The sequence below is a fragment of the Pseudomonas paraversuta genome, from assembly GCF_904067025.1.
GTDB lineage: Bacteria > Pseudomonadota > Gammaproteobacteria > Pseudomonadales > Pseudomonadaceae > Aquipseudomonas > Aquipseudomonas paraversuta.
The window spans coordinates 4924186-4944583 of sequence record NZ_CAJFDA010000001.1 but is presented as its reverse complement, the minus strand read 5'-3'; the positions used below and the strand labels follow the sequence as shown (position 1 = coordinate 4944583).

The 20398-nt window shown below is 56.8% G+C and carries 18 protein-coding genes; 10 read left to right on the top strand and 8 right to left on the bottom strand.

What is annotated here, in order from left to right; translation table 11 throughout:
• Window positions 1–137: 137 nt before the first annotated feature.
• From zigA to JQ848_RS22360, 3 genes are read left to right on the top strand one after another with little or no spacing between them, the layout of a single operon-like run.
• Window positions 138–1346, top strand: a complete 1209-nt coding sequence (zigA, locus tag JQ848_RS22370) for a zinc metallochaperone GTPase ZigA (RefSeq protein WP_202211206.1) — start codon at window positions 138–140, stop codon at window positions 1344–1346.
• Entirely contained in the window at window positions 1343–1996 is a 654-nt protein-coding gene (locus tag JQ848_RS22365) for a DUF1826 domain-containing protein (protein WP_202211204.1), read from the top strand. The genes zigA and JQ848_RS22365 overlap by 4 nt, the downstream gene beginning before the upstream one ends.
• A gap of 40 nt (window positions 1997–2036) precedes the next feature.
• Complete coding sequence (locus JQ848_RS22360; protein WP_010657062.1) at window positions 2037–2999, top strand: CobW family GTP-binding protein; 963 nt, start codon at window positions 2037–2039, stop codon at window positions 2997–2999.
• Between the two features lie 265 nt (window positions 3000–3264).
• On the opposite strand, the gene JQ848_RS22355 is transcribed toward JQ848_RS22360, so the two are convergent.
• Window positions 3265–3666, bottom strand: a complete 402-nt coding sequence (locus tag JQ848_RS22355) for a DUF3301 domain-containing protein (RefSeq protein ID WP_003438076.1) — start codon at window positions 3664–3666, stop codon at window positions 3265–3267.
• Window positions 3667–3779: 113 nt separating this feature from the next.
• Here JQ848_RS22355 and pdxY point away from each other — a divergent pair, with 113 nt between their 5' ends.
• Window positions 3780–4652, top strand: coding sequence for a pyridoxal kinase PdxY (gene pdxY / locus JQ848_RS22350; RefSeq protein WP_003438078.1), 873 nt, complete (start codon window positions 3780–3782; stop codon window positions 4650–4652).
• A gap of 60 nt (window positions 4653–4712) precedes the next feature.
• On the opposite strand, the gene JQ848_RS22345 is transcribed toward pdxY, so the two are convergent.
• Window positions 4713–5198, bottom strand: coding sequence for an acyl-CoA thioesterase (locus JQ848_RS22345; RefSeq protein WP_003438079.1), 486 nt, complete (start codon window positions 5196–5198; stop codon window positions 4713–4715).
• 286 nt (window positions 5199–5484) lie between these two features.
• Between JQ848_RS22345 and JQ848_RS22340 the strand changes: the two genes are divergently transcribed.
• Window positions 5485–7245, top strand: a complete 1761-nt coding sequence (locus tag JQ848_RS22340) for a cation:proton antiporter (RefSeq protein WP_003438081.1) — start codon at window positions 5485–5487, stop codon at window positions 7243–7245.
• Between the two features lie 116 nt (window positions 7246–7361).
• On the opposite strand, the gene JQ848_RS22335 is transcribed toward JQ848_RS22340, so the two are convergent.
• From JQ848_RS22335 to uvrD, 3 genes are all read right to left on the bottom strand, one after another.
• Entirely contained in the window at window positions 7362–7769 is a 408-nt protein-coding gene (locus tag JQ848_RS22335) for an SMI1/KNR4 family protein (RefSeq protein ID WP_003438083.1), read from the bottom strand.
• A gap of 134 nt (window positions 7770–7903) precedes the next feature.
• Window positions 7904–8749, bottom strand: a complete 846-nt coding sequence (locus JQ848_RS22330) for a Tim44 domain-containing protein (RefSeq protein WP_127196930.1) — start codon at window positions 8747–8749, stop codon at window positions 7904–7906.
• 275 nt (window positions 8750–9024) lie between these two features.
• Window positions 9025–11208, bottom strand: coding sequence for a DNA helicase II (uvrD, locus tag JQ848_RS22325; RefSeq protein WP_003438087.1), 2184 nt, complete (start codon window positions 11206–11208; stop codon window positions 9025–9027).
• A gap of 206 nt (window positions 11209–11414) precedes the next feature.
• On the opposite strand from uvrD, the gene JQ848_RS22320 reads away from it, so the two are divergent.
• The 3 genes from JQ848_RS22320 to JQ848_RS22310 all read left to right on the top strand — a co-directional run bounded on the left by JQ848_RS22320 (window position 11415) and on the right by JQ848_RS22310 (window position 14679).
• Window positions 11415–13289, top strand: coding sequence for a putative bifunctional diguanylate cyclase/phosphodiesterase (locus tag JQ848_RS22320; RefSeq protein ID WP_010657063.1), 1875 nt, complete (start codon window positions 11415–11417; stop codon window positions 13287–13289).
• A 135-nt stretch (window positions 13290–13424) separates the two neighbouring features.
• Window positions 13425–14291, top strand: coding sequence for a transcriptional regulator HexR (gene hexR / locus JQ848_RS22315; protein WP_003438091.1), 867 nt, complete (start codon window positions 13425–13427; stop codon window positions 14289–14291).
• 175 nt (window positions 14292–14466) lie between these two features.
• The gene (locus tag JQ848_RS22310) at window positions 14467–14679 is read left to right on the top strand and encodes a PA3496 family putative envelope integrity protein (protein WP_003438094.1); all 213 of its coding nucleotides are present in this window, start codon (window positions 14467–14469) and stop codon (window positions 14677–14679) included.
• Here the strand turns inward: JQ848_RS22310 and JQ848_RS22305 are convergent.
• Complete coding sequence (locus JQ848_RS22305) at window positions 14636–15583, bottom strand: LysR family transcriptional regulator (RefSeq protein WP_003438097.1); 948 nt, start codon at window positions 15581–15583, stop codon at window positions 14636–14638. The genes JQ848_RS22310 and JQ848_RS22305 overlap by 44 nt on opposite strands.
• 190 nt (window positions 15584–15773) lie before the next feature.
• Between JQ848_RS22305 and JQ848_RS22300 the strand changes: the two genes are divergently transcribed.
• Window positions 15774–17189, top strand: a complete 1416-nt coding sequence (locus JQ848_RS22300; RefSeq protein WP_003438098.1) for an acetyl-CoA carboxylase biotin carboxylase subunit — start codon at window positions 15774–15776, stop codon at window positions 17187–17189.
• An 11-nt stretch (window positions 17190–17200) separates the two neighbouring features.
• On the top strand, window positions 17201–19009 hold the full coding sequence (gene oadA, locus JQ848_RS22295; RefSeq protein WP_003438100.1) for a sodium-extruding oxaloacetate decarboxylase subunit alpha: 1809 nt from the start codon (window positions 17201–17203) through the stop codon (window positions 19007–19009).
• Window positions 19010–19249: 240 nt separating this feature from the next.
• On the opposite strand, the gene JQ848_RS22290 is transcribed toward oadA, so the two are convergent.
• Both JQ848_RS22290 and JQ848_RS22285 read right to left on the bottom strand, forming a co-directional pair.
• Window positions 19250–19930 carry a GNAT family N-acetyltransferase gene (locus JQ848_RS22290; protein ID WP_202211202.1) on the bottom strand — a complete coding sequence of 227 codons (681 nt, stop codon included), beginning with the start codon at window positions 19928–19930 and terminating at the stop codon, window positions 19250–19252.
• A 12-nt stretch (window positions 19931–19942) separates the two neighbouring features.
• A complete protein-coding gene (locus JQ848_RS22285) occupies window positions 19943–20395 on the bottom strand; it encodes a GNAT family N-acetyltransferase (protein ID WP_010657064.1) in 453 nt (150 codons plus the stop codon).
• Window positions 20396–20398: the final 3 nt, after the last annotated feature.

Here is a 20398-nt window from a genome sequence, read left to right as displayed (position 1 = left end):
CCATCGAGTGAATGGCGAAACGTTACAAGATAACAATTCTAATGCTTTGTATTGTTATAATGTATCATTATCGACGATCGGAAACGGTCGGCCTTAAAGCGGGCGCTTTGACCTGCTAACCCTGGTGAGGAACTCCCATGTCAAAACGTTTGCCGGTGACTGTGCTGTCCGGATTTCTCGGAGCAGGAAAAAGTACCCTACTCAATTACATTTTGCGCAATCGCGACAACTTGCGCGTGGCCGTCATCGTCAATGACATGAGCGAAATCAATATTGATGGTGGTGAGGTTCAGCGCGATGTGAGCCTCAATCGGGCCGAAGAAAAACTGGTCGAAATGAGCAATGGCTGCATCTGTTGCACCCTGCGTGAAGACCTTCTTGAAGAAGTCAGCAAGTTAGCCAAAGAGGGGCGGTTTGATTATTTATTGATCGAATCAACCGGTATTTCGGAACCCCTGCCGGTGGCAGAAACTTTCACTTTTCGCGACGATTCAGGCCAAAGCCTGGCCGATATCGCTCGCCTGGACACCATGGTCACTGTGGTCGATGGCCTGAATTTTTTGCAGGATTACCAGGACTCGGAGAGCCTGGCATCCCGTGGAGAGACCCTGGGTGAAGACGATGAACGCTCAATAACCGATCTGCTAATAGAACAAATTGAGTTCGCAGACGTTATCTTGATCAGCAAAAGTGATCTCATCAGTCGCGCCGACCGCCTGGAATTAATCGCCATTCTTGAGCGCCTGAATGCCCAGGCCGAAATAATTCCGATGGTGATGGGTGAAGTCCCTCTGAAAAAAATCCTCAATACCGGCCGTTTTGACTTCGAGCGGGCAGCCCAGGCACCGGGCTGGTTACAAGAGTTACGCGGCGCGCATGTGCCGGAAACTGCGGAATACGGCATCGCTTCCACGGCTTATCGCGCGCGCCGGCCGTTTCACCCCGAGCGTTTTTTTAATTTTATTGATCGGCCCTGGACCAACGGCAAACTGCTGCGTTCAAAGGGCTTTTTCTGGCTGGCCAGCAAGTACCAGGAAGCAGGCAGTTGGTCCCAGGCCGGGGGCCTGATGCGCTATGGATTCGCCGGACGCTGGTGGCGTTTCGTGCCCCGCGATCAATGGCCAGAAGATGCACAAACCAGGGCTGAAATCCTGCAAAAGTGGTTGCCGGACACCGCAGACTGCCGTCAGGAGCTGGTGTTTATCGGTCAGCACATAGACTTTTTGCTGCTGACGGCGGAACTCGATGCCTGTTTGCTCTCGGATGCAGAAATGAGCTTGGGGGTCGAGGTGTGGAAGCAGCTGAACGATCCGTTTGGGCAATGGCACGAAGAGGTGGCCGGATGATGCAAACGCTCGCTCAAATTGCCCGCCCGGCGGTCGGTGACGTGCGGGGAACAAGCCCGGATGTGATGGCGAAAATTCTTCAGGATGACGTCAATATGACCATTTGGCAGCGTCAGTTGCCGGTCCAGATCACCGATTTTTCAGCTTTGTTACTTTCGCTGGATGAGCCTCTGGCGGACGCATTGGTGCTTGAAATGGCCGATGAAAAGGCCCAGCCGAACCTCAGCGGCCTTGCTTCAAGGTTCAACGATCTGGAGGGCTATGAGAGCTTTATTGCCGACATTTCCTGGCTCGTCAGTGCCTATGCCTGTTTGTTGGGCGCAAAACGCATTGGGCTGCGTCTGAGGGCTCTGGATAAGGCGATGTGCCCAAGATTTCATGTGGATCACGTGCCTGTACGACTTATTACCACTTACGCGGGGATAGGCAGCCAGTGGTTGAAGGAGGGCGTGATGGAGCGCTGTCAGCTAGGACAACCCCAGGCCGAACCACTGGACTGTCGGTTAATTGAGCAAATAAATACCGGCGAGGTGGCATTGCTCAAGGGCGAAAAATGGCAGGGCAATGAGGGGGCTGGCCTGATCCATCGTTCGCCGGCATTGGCTCTGGGAGAGCGGCGGCTGATTTTGACCCTCGATTGGCTGGCCTGAGGCATATTGTTTACTTCGATCAATACAGAAGCCGGCAAAAATGTTGCACAACATTCCCACCCACCTGATTGCCGGTCCCCTGGGGGCCGGCAAAACCAGTCTGCTCCAGCACCTGATGACGCAAAAGCCTGAACACGAACGCTGGGCTGTACTGGTCAATGAGTTCGGTCAAATTGGCCTGGACGCGGCTTTAATGAGCCAGCAGGACGGTGCTGTCGCCATTGCCGAAGTGGCGGGTGGCTGCGTGTGTTGCGTCAATGGCGCGCCGTTTCAGATCGGTTTGAGCCGTCTTTTACGCAAGGCTCGTCCCGATCGATTGTTTATTGAGCCTTCCGGTCTGGGGCATCCGGCCCAAATCATCAAGCAACTCAGCGAGGCTCCGTGGCTGGGGGTTTTGGCGTTGCAGCCCTGTGTCATGGTGCTGGATGCACAAGCACTGGCCCAGGGAAAACCCCTGCCTCAAACCCAGAAAACGGCCCTGGAAATCGCCGGTTTAGTGGTCATGAATAAATCTAATAGTGTGCAAAACGAGCAACGTGAGCGAATTGCATATGACCTGCCAAAGTGCCCGATTGTATGGACCGAACATGGCCGAATCCCTTTAAATACGCTGCCTGCAGCCAATATGAATGTTATTCATGCTGTGGATAACTCGTTGATTTATAAGGACATTAATCAAATTGGCAGGGTGTTTTCCAGTCCCGATACCCCGGTTGTAATGACCCGGCTTGACCCTGAAGGGTGGAGTGCGGGGTGGTGCTGGCATCCGTCCCGGCAATTTGATCTGGGGCGTTTGCAGCAGTGGCTGGAAAGTCTGGATTGGCGTCGCGCCAAACTGGTTATCCATGGCTCTACGGGCTGGTTTTCAACAAATTCTGTGGATAACTGTGTTGCAGACTGGAAACCGAGTGAGTGGCGCAAGGATTCACGCATTGAACTCATTTTCGATCAGCCACAGGACGTGAATTCATTGCTGTACGGGCTGAAAAACTGCATCGAGTAGTCTTTTGCCCAGGCATGGTTGCCTGCTTGGGTCGATAACAGGGCGTTTCGGGCACATTTTGTGCTGGTAAAGTTGTCCTACAATCTTCGGCGCGAGCATGAATTATTCCCGGCTAAAATCCGGATCAAGCGTCTATTTCGGGGGTTCAGGGCTGGTTTTTGAAAAGTTATCCACAGGCATTTTACCTGCGATGTCTTGAAGGTAGTGGCTAACCGCAGGAGCAGTTTTCGGCAGCTCTTGCGGGCGCTTCGTCAGCCATCCGGGGTCAGTGACGGGTCTTGCTGTGGTCCTGGCGCCATTGGCTGAGTTCAATCACCTGGGCGCTGGGGATTTCGCTCGGTTCAGGTTCAGTTTTGAACGGGTAGGGCGGCAGTTCGATTTTTGCGCTATGGGCACCGAATTGCGTGATGGTCCCGGTGTGGCGTTGCTCGCCGGTTACCGTGAATTCAAAGTTATACACGCGCGCCAGGCGCTTGCGGCCGTTGGCATCGGCTACCAGACCGATTTTTTTAAGCGCGACGTTCTCATCCAGTAAATCGATATCAAGGTTTTTGCAGTGTTGTTTGACCCGCTCCAGCGCCCGTTCGCGCAGGCCGTGGTTGTGCCACAGCCAGGCAGCGCCAGTTGCCAGCAGCATCAGCACAAACATATTTCCAAGGGTCAGCATTAAGTGCGCTCCAACAGATTAGGTTCAGCTTAACTGCGTCTTCAGCCTGTCGTACAGGCTGCATTTAGCCGCATACTGCGTGGCTTGAATCCACCCGTAGTCTGGAATCCGGCATGAAACGTACACCTCATTTACTCGCCATCCAATCCCACGTGGTTTTCGGCCATGCCGGCAACAGCGCTGCTGTATTTCCCATGCAGCGCGTCGGGGTGAACGTATGGCCTTTGAACACGGTGCAGTTCTCCAATCACACCCAGTATGGTCAGTGGACGGGGGAAGTGCTGGCTCCTGAACAAATTCCTGCACTGGTCGAGGGTATTGCCGCAATCGGTGAGTTGGGCAATTGCGATGCGGTCCTGTCCGGCTACCTGGGCAGTGCCGCGCAAGGGAGGGCGATCCTCAGTGGTGTGGCGCGCATTAAAGCGGTTAACCCGAATGCGCTGTACCTCTGCGACCCGGTAATGGGGCACCCTGAAAAGGGCTGCATCGTGCCCGAGGAAGTCAGTAGCTTCCTGCTCGAAGAAGCTGCCGCGATGGCGGATTTTTTATGTCCGAACCAGTTGGAGCTCGACAGCTTCTGCGGTCGTCATCCGCAATCACTGCTCGACTGTCTGGCGATGGCGCGCAGTTTGCTGGCACGCGGCCCGAAGGCCGTGCTGGTCAAGCACTTGTCATATCCCGGCAAGCCGGCAGAGAGCTTCGAGATGCTGCTGGTGACCGCTGAGGGTAACTGGCACTTGCGCCGCCCGTTGCTGGCCTTCCCGCGTCAGCCTGTGGGGGTTGGCGACCTGACGTCCGGATTGTTCCTGGCGCGAGTGCTGCTGGGCGACAGCCTAGTGGCTGCGTTCGAGTTCACGGCAGCGGCAGTGCATGAGGTGTTGCTCGAAACCCAGGCGTGCACCAGCTATGAGCTGCAACTGGTCAGGGCCCAGGACCGCATAGCCCATCCGCGCGTGCGGTTTGAAGCTGTGCCGATCAATCTGTAGGCACATCACAGATAATTTGTGGGAGCTGGCAAGCCAGCCCCCACAGCGTTCTGTAGCGCGTTATACCCCTTCGTGTTTCAACTCTCTGTAGCGCTGCTCCAGCTCCTGACGGATCTGGCGACGTTGCTTGCCCTGGATAAAACGGCGCCTGTCTTCGCTGTTCACCGGTTGCAAAGGCGGTACGGCCGCGGGTTTGCGGTCGTCGTCCACGGCTACCATGGTGAAGAAACAGCTGTTGGTATGGCGCACTGAGCGTTCACGGATATTTTCGGTGACCACCTTGATCCCGACTTCCATCGAGGTGTTGCCGGTGTAGTTGACCGATGCGAGGAAGGTGACCAACTCGCCGACGTGGATCGGCTCGCGAAAAATCACCTGATCCACCGACAGGGTGACTACATAACGACCCGCATAGCGGCTGGCGCACGCGTAAGCGACTTCATCGAGGTACTTGAGCAGGGTTCCGCCGTGAACATTGCCAGAAAAGTTGGCCATATCCGGGGTCATCAGGACCGTCATCGACAGTTGGGCGTTTCCGGGTTCCATAGCAGCAGGCTCGCGGTAGTGTTGCAGCAGTGAAATGGGTATCTCTGTGGATACTTGTCGATTTTTGAAACAGTAAATAACGGGACGCTACGGTTTTGGCTGCCGTCACGCTTATGTCCATCTGTTTCCATATATTGCACTGCCTTTCAGCTCGAAGTCGCAGTGTTAACCTGCAAAAACCCGTCAATCGGGAAATTCCTACATTTAAAACGGTGATTTGCACAGCTTAAGTAGCTGCGTCTGTCGTCTTGTTGCCTGGTGATAATTAAACAAGGAGCGTCAAGCCATGCATGCCATCAGTTTTATTCAGGATTTGGCAGTCATCATGCTGGTTGCAGGCGTGGTGACCATCCTTTTCCACCGCTTCAAGCAGCCCGTAGTTCTGGGGTACATCGTTGCAGGTTTTATTATCGGGCCGCACACCCCGCCATTTGGTTTGATCCACGACGAAGAGACGATCCGGATCCTGGCCGAACTGGGCGTGATTTTTTTGATGTTTTGCCTGGGGCTGGAATTTAGCCTGCGCAAACTGTTCAAGGTGGGGGCCACGGCTTTTATCGCAGCGTTTATGGAAATAACGCTGATGATCTGGATCGGTTACGAAATTGGTCGCTGGTTTGACTGGAACACCATGGACTCGCTGTTTCTGGGGGCCATTCTGGCCATTTCCTCGACCACCATCATCGTTAAGGCGCTTAACGACCTGAAGATGAAAAATGAGCGCTTCGCGCAGCTTATTTTTGGCGTACTGATCGTTGAGGATATTTTAGGTATCGGGATTATCGCGCTGCTGTCCAGTATTGCGGTCAGCGGCAGCGTCAGCCCCGAAGAGGTGTTTTCGACCGTAGGTAAACTGTCGTTGTTTATGATCGTGGCCCTGGTCATCGGGATTTTGTTGGTGCCGCGAGTGCTGGCCTATGTCGCCAGGTTTGAAAGTAATGAGATGTTGCTGATCACTGTGCTCGGGCTGTGTTTTGGCTTCTGCCTGCTGGTGGTCAAGCTGGAATACAGCATGGTACTCGGGGCCTTCCTGATCGGCGCGATCATGGCCGAATCTCGTCAGTTGCTAAAAATCGAGCGCTTGATCGAACCCGTGCGTGATTTGTTCAGCGCCATCTTTTTCGTCGCCATAGGGCTGATGCTCGACCCGGCGATTCTTTTGGAATACGCACTGCCGATCGTGGTGATTACCATCGCGGTGGTACTGGGCAAGATGCTTTCTTGCGGCTTGGGCGCGTTTATCGCAGGTAACGACGGACGGACGTCATTGCGGGTCGGGATGGGGCTGTCGCAGATTGGGGAATTCTCTTTCATCATCGCGGCGCTGGGGATGACATTGCAGGTCACCAGCAGCTTCTTGTACCCCGTAGCGGTCGCTGTGTCGGTGCTCACTACCCTGATGACGCCTTACCTGATTCGCGCCGCAGATCCGCTCTCGCACAAGCTGGCGCAGGTCATGCCGAATCGCCTGTCCCGGGTTTTTGGGCTGTATGGCGAATGGCTGCGCAGTATTCAGCCTCAGGGAGAGGGTGCGTTACTGGCGGCCATGATCCGGAAAATACTGCTTCAGGTGGGGGTGAATCTGGCTTTGGTCATTGCCATTTTCTTTGCTGGCGGATATTTCGCTCCGCGAATCGGGCGCTATCTACAGGGCTGGATCCTGGAGCCAAGCTGGCAAAAAGGCATGATCTGGGGGGCGGCCTTATTGCTCTCGCTGCCGTTTTTGATCGCGGCCTATCGCAAGCTTAAAGCGCTGTCGATGTTGCTGGCGGAGATGGGCGTCAAGCCTGAAATGGCCGGGCGGCACACCCAGCGCCTGCGTCGGGTGATCTCTGAAGTGATCCCGATTTTATCGTTGCTGGTGATTTTTCTGCTGCTGTCAGCACTGTCGGCGAGCATCTTGCCGACCAATGAATTGCTGATGGTGATTGCGGTAGTGGCGGCGGGGGTTGCAGCAGTATTGTGGCGCTGGTTTATCCGGATTCATACGCGCATGCAGGTGGCGCTGCTGGAAACTCTGGATAATCACAAGGAGGGGGGGCACTAGACAGTCGGTCTCTGCAGGAGCGAGCTTGCCTCGCGGTGCTGGCGACGCACTGAATTCAGTGCGGATGCCTTCGCGAGCAAGCCTGCTCCTGCAAAATAACCCGGGGCGGACAGCTATCAGCTTTCCAGCCAGACGTCCCGCGCCCAGTGCCAGACGGATTCCCACGTCTCTTCGGTAACCAGTTCTTCTTCGCCGGACCACAGCACCACGGTGCCGTCTTCCTCAACGCAGTAGTAGTCGTCACCGTCCTGACAAATCGGGATCAGGCTGCGATCTACACCGGCATCCCAAGCGGTCGCGGCTACATCAGGCAGATAGGTGTGGGACTGAGGATCGGTTACGGTGACCGGCTCCAGGCTGCCATACACCACGTCACTGACAGTCAGCAAAAACTCTCTGAATACGAACGGGATATCGATGAACAGTTGTTCTTCGATTTCCACCAATTGGTCTTCGTCTGGCAGTTCCAGGGGCACTGGCACTGGCTCATTTTGTTCACGTAGTTGTTCGATGATCTCTTCCACGACCTCAATCCTCATGCTCTATGGCGCGGTTTATATGACGCGCTTTATACAGTAGCTCGTTATAAGTGCAATCGTGAAATGCAAAACCCCGGACAAGTCCGGGGTTTTGGTTACAGCGTGCAATGCCTGATGGATTAGCCGTTCTGGCGAATACCGGCAACCAGCCAAGGCTGGTTATCACCTTGCTGACGTTCCATGTTCCAGCTTTCGCTGAACGCTTCGCCCTGGTCAAAGCGCGAAGACTTCGACAGACCGCTGAAGGTCAGGGTCGCGATGGTTTTGTCAGCACGATCATCCAGGCCGTCCAGTTGAACGGTCAGGTTGTCGATGTAGGTCGACTGGAAGCCGTCACCCAGATCCGCACGCTCACGCTTGAGGAAGTCGAGCATTTGCGGGGTTACGAACTCGGCAATCTTGTCCATTTCGTTGGCATCCCAGTGCTGTTGCAGGGATTGGAAATGGTTGCGCGCAGCTTCCAGGAAGTTCTGTTCGTTGAACCAGGCCGGAGCGTTGATCACCGGACGTGCTGCAGGTGCAGCCGAGCCACCACCGAAGATCGAGGCTGCAGGCTTGGCATCGAACGCTTCGCGTTGCATTGGCGCGTGGCCTGCCGGGGCCATCATTTCAGACTGTTGCTTGCGGCGACGGGCGGCAATAAAGCGGAAGATCAGGAAGGCGATGACCGCCATGATCAGAATGTCGAAGAATTGCATGCCCTGGAAGCCGCCGCCCATGAACATGGAGGCCAGCAGGCCGCCAGCAGCGAGGCCGGCCAGAGGGCCGAGCCAGCGCGAAGCACCGCCGGCTTTGGCAGCTGCGCCCGCAGCAGCAGGGGCTGCGGCGGCTGGAGCGGCCTGACGCGTTTGATGGCTAGGGGCCGAACCAAAGCTCTTGCCGCCGCCGAAGCGTTTGGCGTTTGCGTCGAGACTCATCGTCAAACCGATGCACAGCGCCATGGCGATGCTAAGAAAACGTTTCATAAGGGGTTCCCATTTGTGGATGACACGCGCGCCATGTTGCACAGGTGAGGTATGGCTGGCTAGCGGTGAAGTGTTTCGGGCTTTTGCCTGTTTGGATGTAAGAGTTGGATTTTTTCAAAGCAGGAAGGCGGGAAATATCTTGTGGGAGTTGGCTTGCCAGCGATTACATGAACGCGGTGCATCAGGTGACCGCATTCGTTGTATCGCTGGCAATTCAGCTCCCGCAAGCGTCCAGGGCCAACCTATCTTATTCCTGAATAGCTGTAGGCCAGCTGTCAGACGGCTTCAAGTTTGGCGTAGCCCATCATCAGCCACTTGCTGCCCTCGGAGAAGTTCACCTGCACCCGCGCCTGTGCGCCTGCGCCCTCGAAGTTGAGGATGACACCTTCGCCGAACACCGCATGCTTGACCAACTGGCCGAGTTTGAATTCGGTTTCCGGGATCTCCGAACCACCGAACAGACTGCTGGCACTCTGCTTTTGACCGCCGCCGAAAGGACGACTGACACTGTTGGAAAGTCGAACTTCCTGAATCAGTCCTTTCGGCACCTCACGCACGAAACGTGAAACCTTGTTGTAGGTTTCGGCGCCGTACAGGCGACGGGTTTCGGCGTAGGTCATCACCAGGTTATGCATCGCCCGGGTGATGCCCACGTAGGCCAGACGACGTTCTTCTTCAAGGCGGCCGGGCTCCTCCAGGCTCATCTTGTGCGGGAACAGACCTTCTTCCATACCCACCAGGAAGACGTACGGGAACTCCAGGCCTTTGGCACTGTGCAGCGTCATCAGCTGGATGCCGTCTTCGTGCTCTTCGGCCTGGGTGTCGCCCGCTTCCAGCGACGCGTGCCCGAGGAAGGCGGCCAATGGCGACAGTTCTTCATCTTCGTCATTGTTTTCGAAGTTGCGTGCCGCGCTCACCAGTTCCTCAAGGTTTTCTACCCGGGCCTGGCCTTTTTCGCCTTTCTCCGCCTGGTGGTAGGCAATCAGTCCGCTTTGCTCGATGACGGTCTGGGTCATCAGATGCAGCGGCATCTCCATGACTTTTGCCGAAAGATTTTCGATCAGCTCGATAAAGCCGGTGATGGCGCCAGAAGCGCGACCGGGCAAAGCCTTGTTGGCGATGAGCTGGCGCATGGCTTCCCACATCGACACATCGCTGTGGCGTGCGTGCTCACGAATGGCCTCGACGGTTTTTTCGCCAATGCCGCGAGCCGGGACGTTAATTACCCGCTCCAGCGCCGCATCATTGCCACGGCCTTCAAGCAGGCGCATGTAGGCCATGGCGTTTTTAATTTCGGCGCGTTCGAAGAAGCGCTGACCGCCATAAATACGGTAGGGAATACGCTCGCGCAGCAACGCTTCCTCAAGCACCCGGGACTGGGCGTTGGAGCGGTACAGAATGGCGATATCGCTGTGGGAAAGACCGGTTTTCAGGGCGCTTTCGATGGTTTCGACTACATACCGTGCTTCGTCGTGTTCATTGAAGGCTGCGTACAAATTGATCGCTTCGCCTTCGCCGCCATCGGTCCACAGTTCTTTGCCCATGCGCCCGGTGTTGTTGGCAATCAGGGCGTTGGCCGCTTTGAGGATGCCGGCACTGGAGCGATAGTTTTGTTCCAGACGAATGGTTTCGGCGTCCGGGAAGTCGGTTGAATACTGATAGATGTTTTCAATCTTGGCGCCGCGCCAGCCGTAAATCGACTGGTCGTCATCGCCCACCACCATCAAGCTGTCGCCGCCCTGGGCCAGGAGTCTGAGCCAGGCGTACTGAACGGCGTTGGTGTCCTGGAATTCGTCCACCAGAATGTGCCGAAAACGCTTCTGGTAATGCGCCAGCAGCCCCGGGTTGTCGCGCCACAGATCGAGGGCGCGCAACAGCAGCTCGGAGAAGTCGATCACACCGGCGCGCTGGCACGCGGCTTCATAGGCTTCGTAAATGTTGCGCATGGTGGCCAGGAACAAATCGCCGCTGGCCTGAATGTGTTTGGGGCGCAGGCCTTCATCTTTCTGGCCGTTGATAAACCATTGCGCCTGACGCACCGGCCAGCGCTGTTCATCGAGGCCCAGCTCGCGAATCACCCGTTTGACCAAGCGTTGCTGGTCATCGCTGTCGAGAATCTGGAAGGTCTGGCTCAGCCCGGCTTCTTGCCAGTGAGCACGCAACAGGCGGTGAGCCAGGCCGTGGAAGGTGCCTACCCACATGCCGGCCGGGTTGATACCCATCAACTGTTCGATGCGATGACGCATCTCGGCAGCGGCCTTGTTGGTGAACGTCACCGACAGTACGGAGTGGGGCGACGCGTTTTCGACCTGGATCAACCAGGCGATACGGTGCACCAGCACACGGGTTTTGCCGGAACCTGCGCCGGCCAGAACCAACTGACGCCCGACACTGGCCGTGACGGCCTGACGTTGGGCATCGTTGAGAGAATTTAATAATAGAGAGAGATCATCGCGCATCGGGCCATTCTAGGGGGAGCAGGCAAACCGGGCAAACCCCAATCCGTGTCGGGCATTGCTTTGCCGGTTGTGATGAAAAGCAGGGCCGGCAGTGAACGGAGTGTGCGGATGAATTCTTGCCGCTGTTTTCGTCTATTTGGTAGCAGGCGTTGCTTGTGTATGCTCGGGAAACTTTTTGGCTCATCCACTAATTAAGAATTTTGCCAATGATTCAGGGTTTTAGCTCGCTGGGTGGTGTTATTGGCATAGGGTCCGGTATTTTTCTGGCGCTGGTGGGTGTGCTCGGCTGGAAAATCAATCAGGACCGACACATACGTCGTCGGCATCACCAGAAGGTGTTTGAAGACCTGCAGCAAGCCAACGTCCTGAGTAAACAGCTCAACATCGAACTGGCGCGTGAAGTGGAGCAGCGGCGATTGGCCGCAACCGTGTTTGAAGCGGCCGGCGAAGGTATCGTGATTCTCGACCCGGCTTACAAAATGCTGGCGGTCAATCAGGCGTTTAGTCATATCAGTGGCTATGCGGTTGAAGAGCTGACCGGGCGCCGGGTTGATGAACTGGCCTGCAGCCGCGATGCCTGTCGTCATTTTCCAGCCATTCAGGCCTTGCTTGGCCTGCATGACAGCTGGCAAGGGGAGTTGGTTGAAACCCGCAAAAACGGCGAACTCTATCCTCAGTGGCTGCAACTCAAAGTGGTGCGCGACGGGGCCGGGAGTGTCAGTCATATCGTGGCCTTTATCAGCGACCTTTCAGCGCGCCGCATTTCTGAGGTGCGGGTGCGCCACCTGACCCATTTTGATGAGCTCACCGGTCTGGCCAATCGCCTTTTATTCAAGGAGCGTCTGGAGGAGGCCAGCCAGCGGGTGCGTCAAGGCTCGCGCAACCTGGCGCTGCTGCACATCGATCTCGACCGTTTCAAGCTGCTCAACGACAGCCTTGGGCATGAACTGGCAGACCAGGTGCTGCAGCAAGTGGCAGAGCGCCTCACCAAGGCCTTGCCCGAGGCCGACACCATTGCGCGCCTGTCGGGCGATGAGTTTGCTGTCCTGTTCGATACCTATGCCAGCCTGACCAGCCTGGCGCGGGTGGCCACCCGCTTGTTGAGCAAACTCAGCCGCCCGTTGCTGATTGATGGCCATGAACTGGTGATCAGTGCGTCGATGGGGATCAGCCTGTTGCCCGACAGCGCCCGAGACATTGCGACCCTGGTCAATCAGGCAAGCCAGGCCATGCAGCAAGCCAAGCACGTGGGCGGCGGTACTTTTCAGTTTTTTAGTCACAGTCTGCAACACAGTACCCTTGAGCGTTTTCAGCTGGAAAACCAACTGCGTAAAGCCATCGCCGAAGGCCAGCTCAACGTTTTCTATCAACCCAAGCTGTGCCTGCGTACGGGACGTCTGCATGCGGCCGAAGCGTTGGTGCGTTGGGACCATCCCCAGTTGGGCAGCGTGCCACCGAGCGACTTTATTGCCCTGGCTGAAGAGACCGGCCTGATCGGTGCCATCGGCGAGTTTGTGCTGCGCGAAGCCTGTCGTCAGGCCTGTGAGTGGCAACGTGCGGGGCTGGCTGCGATACGGGTTTCGGTCAACCTTTCGGGGCATCAGTTGCGCCAGGGCAAGCTGGTCAGCCTGGTGCGTCAGGTGCTCGAAGAAACCGGGCTGGCGCCGCACTGCCTGGAGCTCGAATTGACTGAAAGCCAGCTGCTGGACAATGTTGAACACGTCATCACGACCTTCCAGTTGCTCCATGAGTTGGGGGTGAAGCTGGCGATCGATGACTTCGGCACCGGTTATTCATCCCTCAGCTACCTCAAGCGGTTTGCCGTGGATTACGTGAAGATCGATCAAGTATTTATTCGCGGTGTCGGACGCTGCAGCGAAGACGATGCCATTACCATTGCGATTATTGCCATGGCCCACAGCCTGGAGCTCAAGGTGGTGGCTGAAGGTGTTGAAGATGAGGTGCAACTTGGGTTTCTCAGGAGCCAGGGATGCGACGAGGTTCAGGGTTACTTGATCAGTCGTCCGGTAAACGCCACGGCTTTAGGCGATTTGCTGCGCACCGGTGTCGTTGTTATGTAGTGTCAAAAAGAGCTACATGGCGGGAAGTACTGGAGCAGGACGATGTATTGGTTGGGCAGAAAGCGATTTCTTGTAGTATAACTACAAGATTGCTACATCCCCGGCGCCCGCCGCTTACAGACCGAGTCCTGCCCTTTGAACCTGCTGCAACATATCGCCCAGTCACGCCACCTGTTACGTAAATCGGAACTCAAGGTCGCCGATCACGTGCTGCTTGATCCTGCGGCTGTAATGCACAGTTCCATGGCTGATCTGGCTCACAGCGTCGGCATCAGTGAGCCCACGATCGTGCGTTTTTGCCGCGCGATTGGCTGCTCCGGGTTTCAGGACCTGAAACTCAAGCTGGCCCAAAGCCTGGCCGCTGGCGCCAGCTTTGGTCAGTTCGCGATTCATGAAGACGACTCGGTTGCCGATTACAGCCTGAAAATTTTCGACACCACGCTGCACACCTTGATGGACGTGCGCGAAAAGCTCGACCCGGTAGCGTTGCAGCAAGCCGTGACGGCCATGTCCCAGGCCCAGCGGGTCGAGTTCTATGGTTTTGGTGCCTCTGGCGCTGTAGCGGCAGATGCCCAGCACAAGTTTTTCCGCCTGCTGCTGACCGCTGCTGCCTACTCTGACCCGCACATGCAGGCGATGTCGGCCGTAACCCTGAAGCCTACTGACGTGGCGATTTGCATCTCACAGTCCGGCCGCTCCAAAGACCTGCTGATCACTGCCAATCTGGTGCGCGAAAGTGGCGCCACCCTGATCACGTTGTGTCCAAGCCAAACGCCCCTGGCCGAGCTTTCGACCATCAACCTGGCGATCGATGTTCACGAAGACACCGAAATCTATACCCCGCTGACGTCGCGTATTGCCCACCTGGTGGTGATTGACGTGCTGGCGATGGGGGTTGCCATGGCCCGCGGTCCAAGCCTGGTCAACCACCTCAAAAGCGTTAAACGCAGCCTTCGCAGTCTGCGCCTGTCACCCAAGTCGCTGAAAAGCCACGACGATTAAGCGCCGCACAATCACTGCAGGAGCGAGCTTTTGATCTTTAAAAGATCGCGAGGCAAGCTCGCTCCTGCAGATAAGGCACTTTGTCAGCCTTCATTTTCCTGTCATCCCCCTTTCGCCAAGTCGTCATAAACAAAGTCCATCGTGAAACTCCCGTACACGCCTTGGGAGACTCGAAATGGCCCAGCCTTACGAAGAACGCAACAGCGCCGTCAAAACCCGTCGTCAGCAAGAAGACCAGCGGCGCATGGCCTTCCGTCGTGCGATTGAAGACCGTACGAATCAGCGTCAGTTGAGTATGGAAACTGCCGATTATCCCGACCTCAACTCGCTTAACTACTGGCAGGCTATTTCGGCAAGTGACCGTCGAAACGCTCAACCAGTGCGCTGATTTGCAGGCGTTCACTGCGAATAAAGTCCAGAAAAGCATGGGCCACCGGTGACAGGCGCTTGGCTTTGGCCTGCACCACGCACCAGCTGCGATACAGCGGCAACTCCTCGACCGGCAGCTCGCGCAGCAGTCCGGTCGCCAGCTCCAGGCTGACGGCGTGGCGCGTCAACAGCGCCACTCCCAGCCCGGCCACTGCGCATTCACGCTGGGATTCGTTCGATGCCACTTCCAGTGTGTGATTGAAGTGCACGCGCTTTTCCTTGAAATATTCTTCGCAGGCCATGCGCGTGCCCGATCCCTGCTCGCGCATCAGCAGGGTGTAAGGCTCCAGATCCTGTAAACGTAACGGGCCCAGAGCGCACAGCGGGTGGTCCGCCGGGACCACGGCAACAATCGGGTTATTCAAAAACGGCAAAAATTCCAGGCCCATGTCTTGCGGCACCATCGACATGATCACCAGGTCGTCGCGGTTGTCCGACAGCCTGCGCACAGCCTGTGCGCGATTGACCACGGTGAGCTGCAAATTGACTTCCGGATGCTGGCGCTTGAATGCGGCAAACAGGTGCGGGACGAAATACTTGGCGCTCGATTCGACCGCCAGTTTCAGCTGCCCCTGCAGTGACCCCAGCATGTCGGAAAGCTGCATATCGAGATTTTCCAGGCGCCCGAAAATATCTCGACTGGCCAGCTGAAGCGCTTCAGCGGCCTCGGTCATGTACAGCTTTTTACCGACGTAATCGAATAAAGGCTGCCCGATCAGCTCTTCCAGCTGCCGAATTTGCAGACTGACGGCGGGTTGAGTGAGAGACATTTCTTCAGCTGCACGGCTGTAAGAGCGCAGATCGCAGACTTCGTTAAAAACTTGAAGCTGCCTAAAAGTGATACGCATCAATGACTTACGCATTTTTTGTAAGTTATCCGGCTGAGCAAGTCATTCAACTATAAGTCTTTGCTTATGCATCACCCAAGAAATATTGATTTTTGTTTATCTCTGCGTGGGTCTAGTGTGAGCCCACAACGGTTCAGACACATTTGGACACGTGCCGACCTGGTCTAGCAGGTCGTTTGTTCCATAGGCTTTAGGAAAACTCCAAGTGATAAAAAAGATCCTGATCGCCAACCGCGGAGAAATTGCCGTCCGCATCGTGCGTGCCTGCGCCGAGATGGGTATCCGCTCTGTTGCGGTCTATTCCGAAGCTGACCGGCATGCCTTGCACGTCAAGCGCGCCGATGAAGCGCACAGCATTGGCGAAGACCCGCTGGCCGGCTATCTCAACCCGCGCAAGCTGGTGAACCTGGCCGTTGAAACCGGTTGTGATGCCTTGCATCCCGGTTACGGTTTTCTGTCAGAAAATGCCGAACTGGCTGACATTTGCGCCGAGCGCGGAATCAAGTTCATTGGTCCGTCCGCTGAAGTCATTCGCCGCATGGGCGACAAGACCGAAGCGCGCCGCAGCATGATCAAGGCCGGTGTGCCGGTTACTCCGGGCACTGAGGGCAACGTTGCCGATATCCACGAAGCACTGATCGAAGGCGAGCGCATCGGTTACCCGGTGATGCTTAAAGCCACATCGGGTGGCGGCGGTCGCGGGATTCGTCGTTGCAACAGCCGCGAAGAGCTTGAACAGGCATTCCCCCGGGTTATCTCCGAAGCCACCAAAGCCTTTGGCTCGGCTGAAGTGTTTCTCGAAAAATGCATCGTTAACCCCAAGCACATCGAGGCGCAGATTCTCGGCGACAGTTTCGGCAACGTGGTGCATCTGTTCGAGCGTGATTGCTCGATCCAGCGCCGCAACCAGAAGCTGATCGAAATCGCCCCAAGCCCGCAGTTGACCCCGGAGCAGCGCGCCTACATCGGCGACCTGTCCGTGCGCGCAGCCAAGGCGGTGGGTTACGAGAACGCCGGTACCGTGGAGTTCCTGCTCGCCGAGGGCGAGGTGTACTTCATGGAGATGAATACCCGGGTGCAGGTCGAACACACCATCACCGAAGAAATCACCGGCATCGACATTGTTCGCGAACAAATTCGCATCGCCTCCGGCCTGGCCCTGTCGATCAAGCAGGAAGACATTCATCACCGCGGCTTTGCCCTGCAATTCCGGATCAATGCCGAAGACCCGAAAAACAATTTCCTGCCCAGCTTCGGCAAGATCACCCGTTACTACGCGCCCGGCGGGCCTGGCGTGCGTACTGACACGGCGATCTATACCGGTTACACCATTCCCCCGTATTACGACTCCATGTGTCTGAAACTGGTGGTGTGGGCGCTGACCTGGGAAGAAGCGATGGACCGGGGTTTGCGCGCCCTCGACGATATGCGTCTGCAGGGGGTCAAAACCACCGCCGCCTATTACCAGGAAATTCTGCGTAACCCGGAATTCCGTAGTGGCCAGTTCAATACCAGCTTCGTAGAAAGCCACCCTGAACTGACCAACTATTCGATCAAGCGCAAACCCGAAGAGCTGGCCCTGGCCATCGCCGCCGCCATTGCCGCCCACGCAGGCCTGTGAGGAATATTTTCATGTCCAATAAGATCTTTGTAACTGACACCATCCTGCGTGATGCTCACCAGTCGCTGCTGGCCACCCGCATGCGCACTGAAGACATGCTGCCGATTTGCGACAAGCTCGACAAAGTCGGCTACTGGTCGCTGGAAGTCTGGGGCGGCGCCACCTTTGATGCCTGCGTACGCTTCCTGAAAGAAGACCCGTGGGAGCGTCTGCGCCAGTTGCGCGCAGCCTTGCCTAACACGCGCCTGCAAATGCTGTTGCGTGGCCAGAACCTGCTCGGCTACCGCCACTACAGCGATGATGTGGTCAAAGCCTTCGTTGCCAAGGCGGCGGTTAACGGCATCGACGTATTCCGCATCTTTGACGCCATGAATGACGTGCGCAACCTGCGCGTCGCCATCGAGGCGGTCAAGGCGGCTGGCAAGCATGCCCAGGGCACCATCGCCTACACCACCAGCCCGGTGCACACCACCGAGGCCTTTGTGGCCCAGGCCAAACAAATGGAAGCCATGGGTTGCGACTCGGTGGCGATCAAGGACATGGCCGGCCTGCTGACCCCGTACGCCACGGGCGAGCTGGTCAAAGCGCTGAAGGCTGAAATCGGCCTGCCGATCTTTATCCACTCCCATGACACTGCCGGTCTGGCCGCCATGTGCCAGCTCAAGGCCATCGAAAACGGTGCCAGTCATATCGACACCGCGATCTCCAGCTTCGCATGGGGCACCAGCCACCCGGGTACCGAGTCGATGGTTGCCGCCCTTAAAGGCAGCGAATACGACACTGGCCTCGACCTGGCGCTGCTGCAGGAAATCGGTCTGTACTTCTACGCCGTGCGCAAAAAATACCACCAGTTTGAAAGCGAATTCACCGCGGTCGACACCCGGGTTCAGGTCAATCAGGTGCCGGGCGGGATGATCTCCAACCTCGCCAACCAGCTCAAAGAGCAGGGCGCGCTGAACCGCATGAGCGAAGTGCTGGCCGAAATCCCGCGTGTGCGTGAAGACCTGGGCTTCCCGCCGCTGGTCACCCCGACCTCGCAGATCGTCGGCACCCAGGCGTTTTTCAACGTACTGGCCGGCGAGCGCTACAAAACCATCACCAACGAAGTGAAGCTCTACCTGCAGGGCGGCTACGGCAAAGCGCCGGGCGTGGTCAACGAGCAGTTGCGTCGTCAGGCCATCGGCAACGAAGAGCTGATCGACGTGCGTCCAGCGGACCTGCTCAAGCCGGAAATGGTCAAGTTGCGTGGCGAAATCGGCGCGCTGGCCAAGTCCGAAGAGGACGTGCTGACCTACGCCATGTTCCCGGATATCGGTCGCAAGTTCCTCGAGGAGCGTGCTGCTGGCACCCTGGCGCCGGAAGTGCTGCTGCCTATTCCTGAAGCGGGCGGCGTGAGCAGCGCCGGTGGCGAAGGCGTACCGACCGAGTTCGTGATCGACGTCCACGGTGAAAGCTATCGCGTCGACATCACCGGTGTGGGCGTCAAGGCTGAGGGCAAGCGCCACTTCTACCTGTCCATCGACGGCATGCCCGAAGAAGTGGTGTTCGAGCCGCTCAACCAGTTCGTCGGCGGTGCATCCAGCAAGCGCAAGCAGGCCAGCGAGCCTGGGCACGTCAGCACTGCCATGCCGGGCAACATTGTCGATGTACTGGTCAAGGTGGGCGACACCGTCAAGGCTGGCCAATCGGTACTGATTACCGAAGCGATGAAAATGGAGACCGAAGTACAGGCCGCCATCGCTGGCAAGATCCTCCTCATCCATGTGATCAAAGGCGATCGCGTCAACCCGGGCGAAATCCTGATCGAAATCGAAGCCTGATACCGCCTTTGATCCAAACGCTTTAAACCTCGGGGGAGCATGTGCTCCCCTTTTTTTTGCCTGCAATTTGAGGTGCGTACAGACCTGCAGGAACGAGATTGCTCGCGGGGTTTGTCAGCTCATCACTCATAAGGGCTGAGTGACGGGTGCAGAAATGACCCGGTTAAACCCCAGTAAAGTTTTAACCCCTTCCAGACACAAAAACGCCCGACAGTCCTTGTCGGGCGCATTGATCAAATTTTATACAGTTGCTGCCCTGCATTCTTCCAGAGACTTGATCTGGCCACTTTCTGGTTGGTTATCCAGTGCCAGCCATTTTTCAAAGCCTGCCGCTATAGCGGGCCATTCCGTACCGATAATGCTGTACCACGTGGTATCACGATTTTTGCCTTTGGCCACCATATGCTGGCGGAAGACACCTTCGTATGTGTGCCCGAGTCGTACTGCAGTACGTTTCGATCTGGCGTTGTCATTGTTGCACTTCCACTCCAGACGTCGATTGCCCAGGGCGAAAGCCTCCTTGGCCAGCAAGTAGACCGCCTCGGTACTTTTCGGCGAGCGCTGCATCGGCGCGCCGAACGTGACGTGGCCGATCTCTATGCGTCCGTGTTCGGCAACAATGCACATCAGGCTGATGGTGCCCTGGGCCTGGCCACTGGCCTGATCGACGACGGTATAGAAGTGCGGGTCGCGGCTGGCCGCGTTGTTCTGCAGCCAGGCATCAAATGCCGGGCGTTCATTGAAAGGCCCGTACGGCAAGTAATCCCACAGCTTGGGATCGCCCTCGGGGCCTTGTAAGGCTAGCCATAATTCATCGCCATGACGGGCCGGGTCGAGCTTTTCCAGACGAATGAAGCGTCCTTCGAGGGTTCGCGTATCCGGGGTTCTGGCTGGCTGCCAATGTTGTAGATCTTCAGGCATTGCGCGTTCCTTTCATGACAAGGCTTTGCGAAATTGAATAAAGCCGGGGCGCTCGGCTATTCGCTCATAGAGCTGAATGGCGGTAGCGTTGGTCTCGTGGGTCAGCCAGTGCACCTTGGCGCACTGATTGTCTTTGGCGGTGGCGTATACATGCTCGATCAACAAGCGCCCGGCACCGGTGCCGCGCACCTGGGGGCTGACAAACAGGTCTTGAAGGTAGCAGGAGTTTCCAATGCTCCAGTTGGAGCGGTGATAAATGAACTGCACCATGCCTACAGCTTCGTTGCCCTTCCAGGCGAGCGCCAGGTGGGTCGGTTCGGCCGGGTCGAGAAAACGCTCCCAGGTCGACTGGCTGACTGCGGCGGGCAGTTCGGTTTTATAGAAACTCAAATACGCCTGCCAGAGCGGCAGCCATTGATCGTGATCGGCGGCGCTGGCGGGTTTGATCTGCAGTGGCTGAGCCATGTT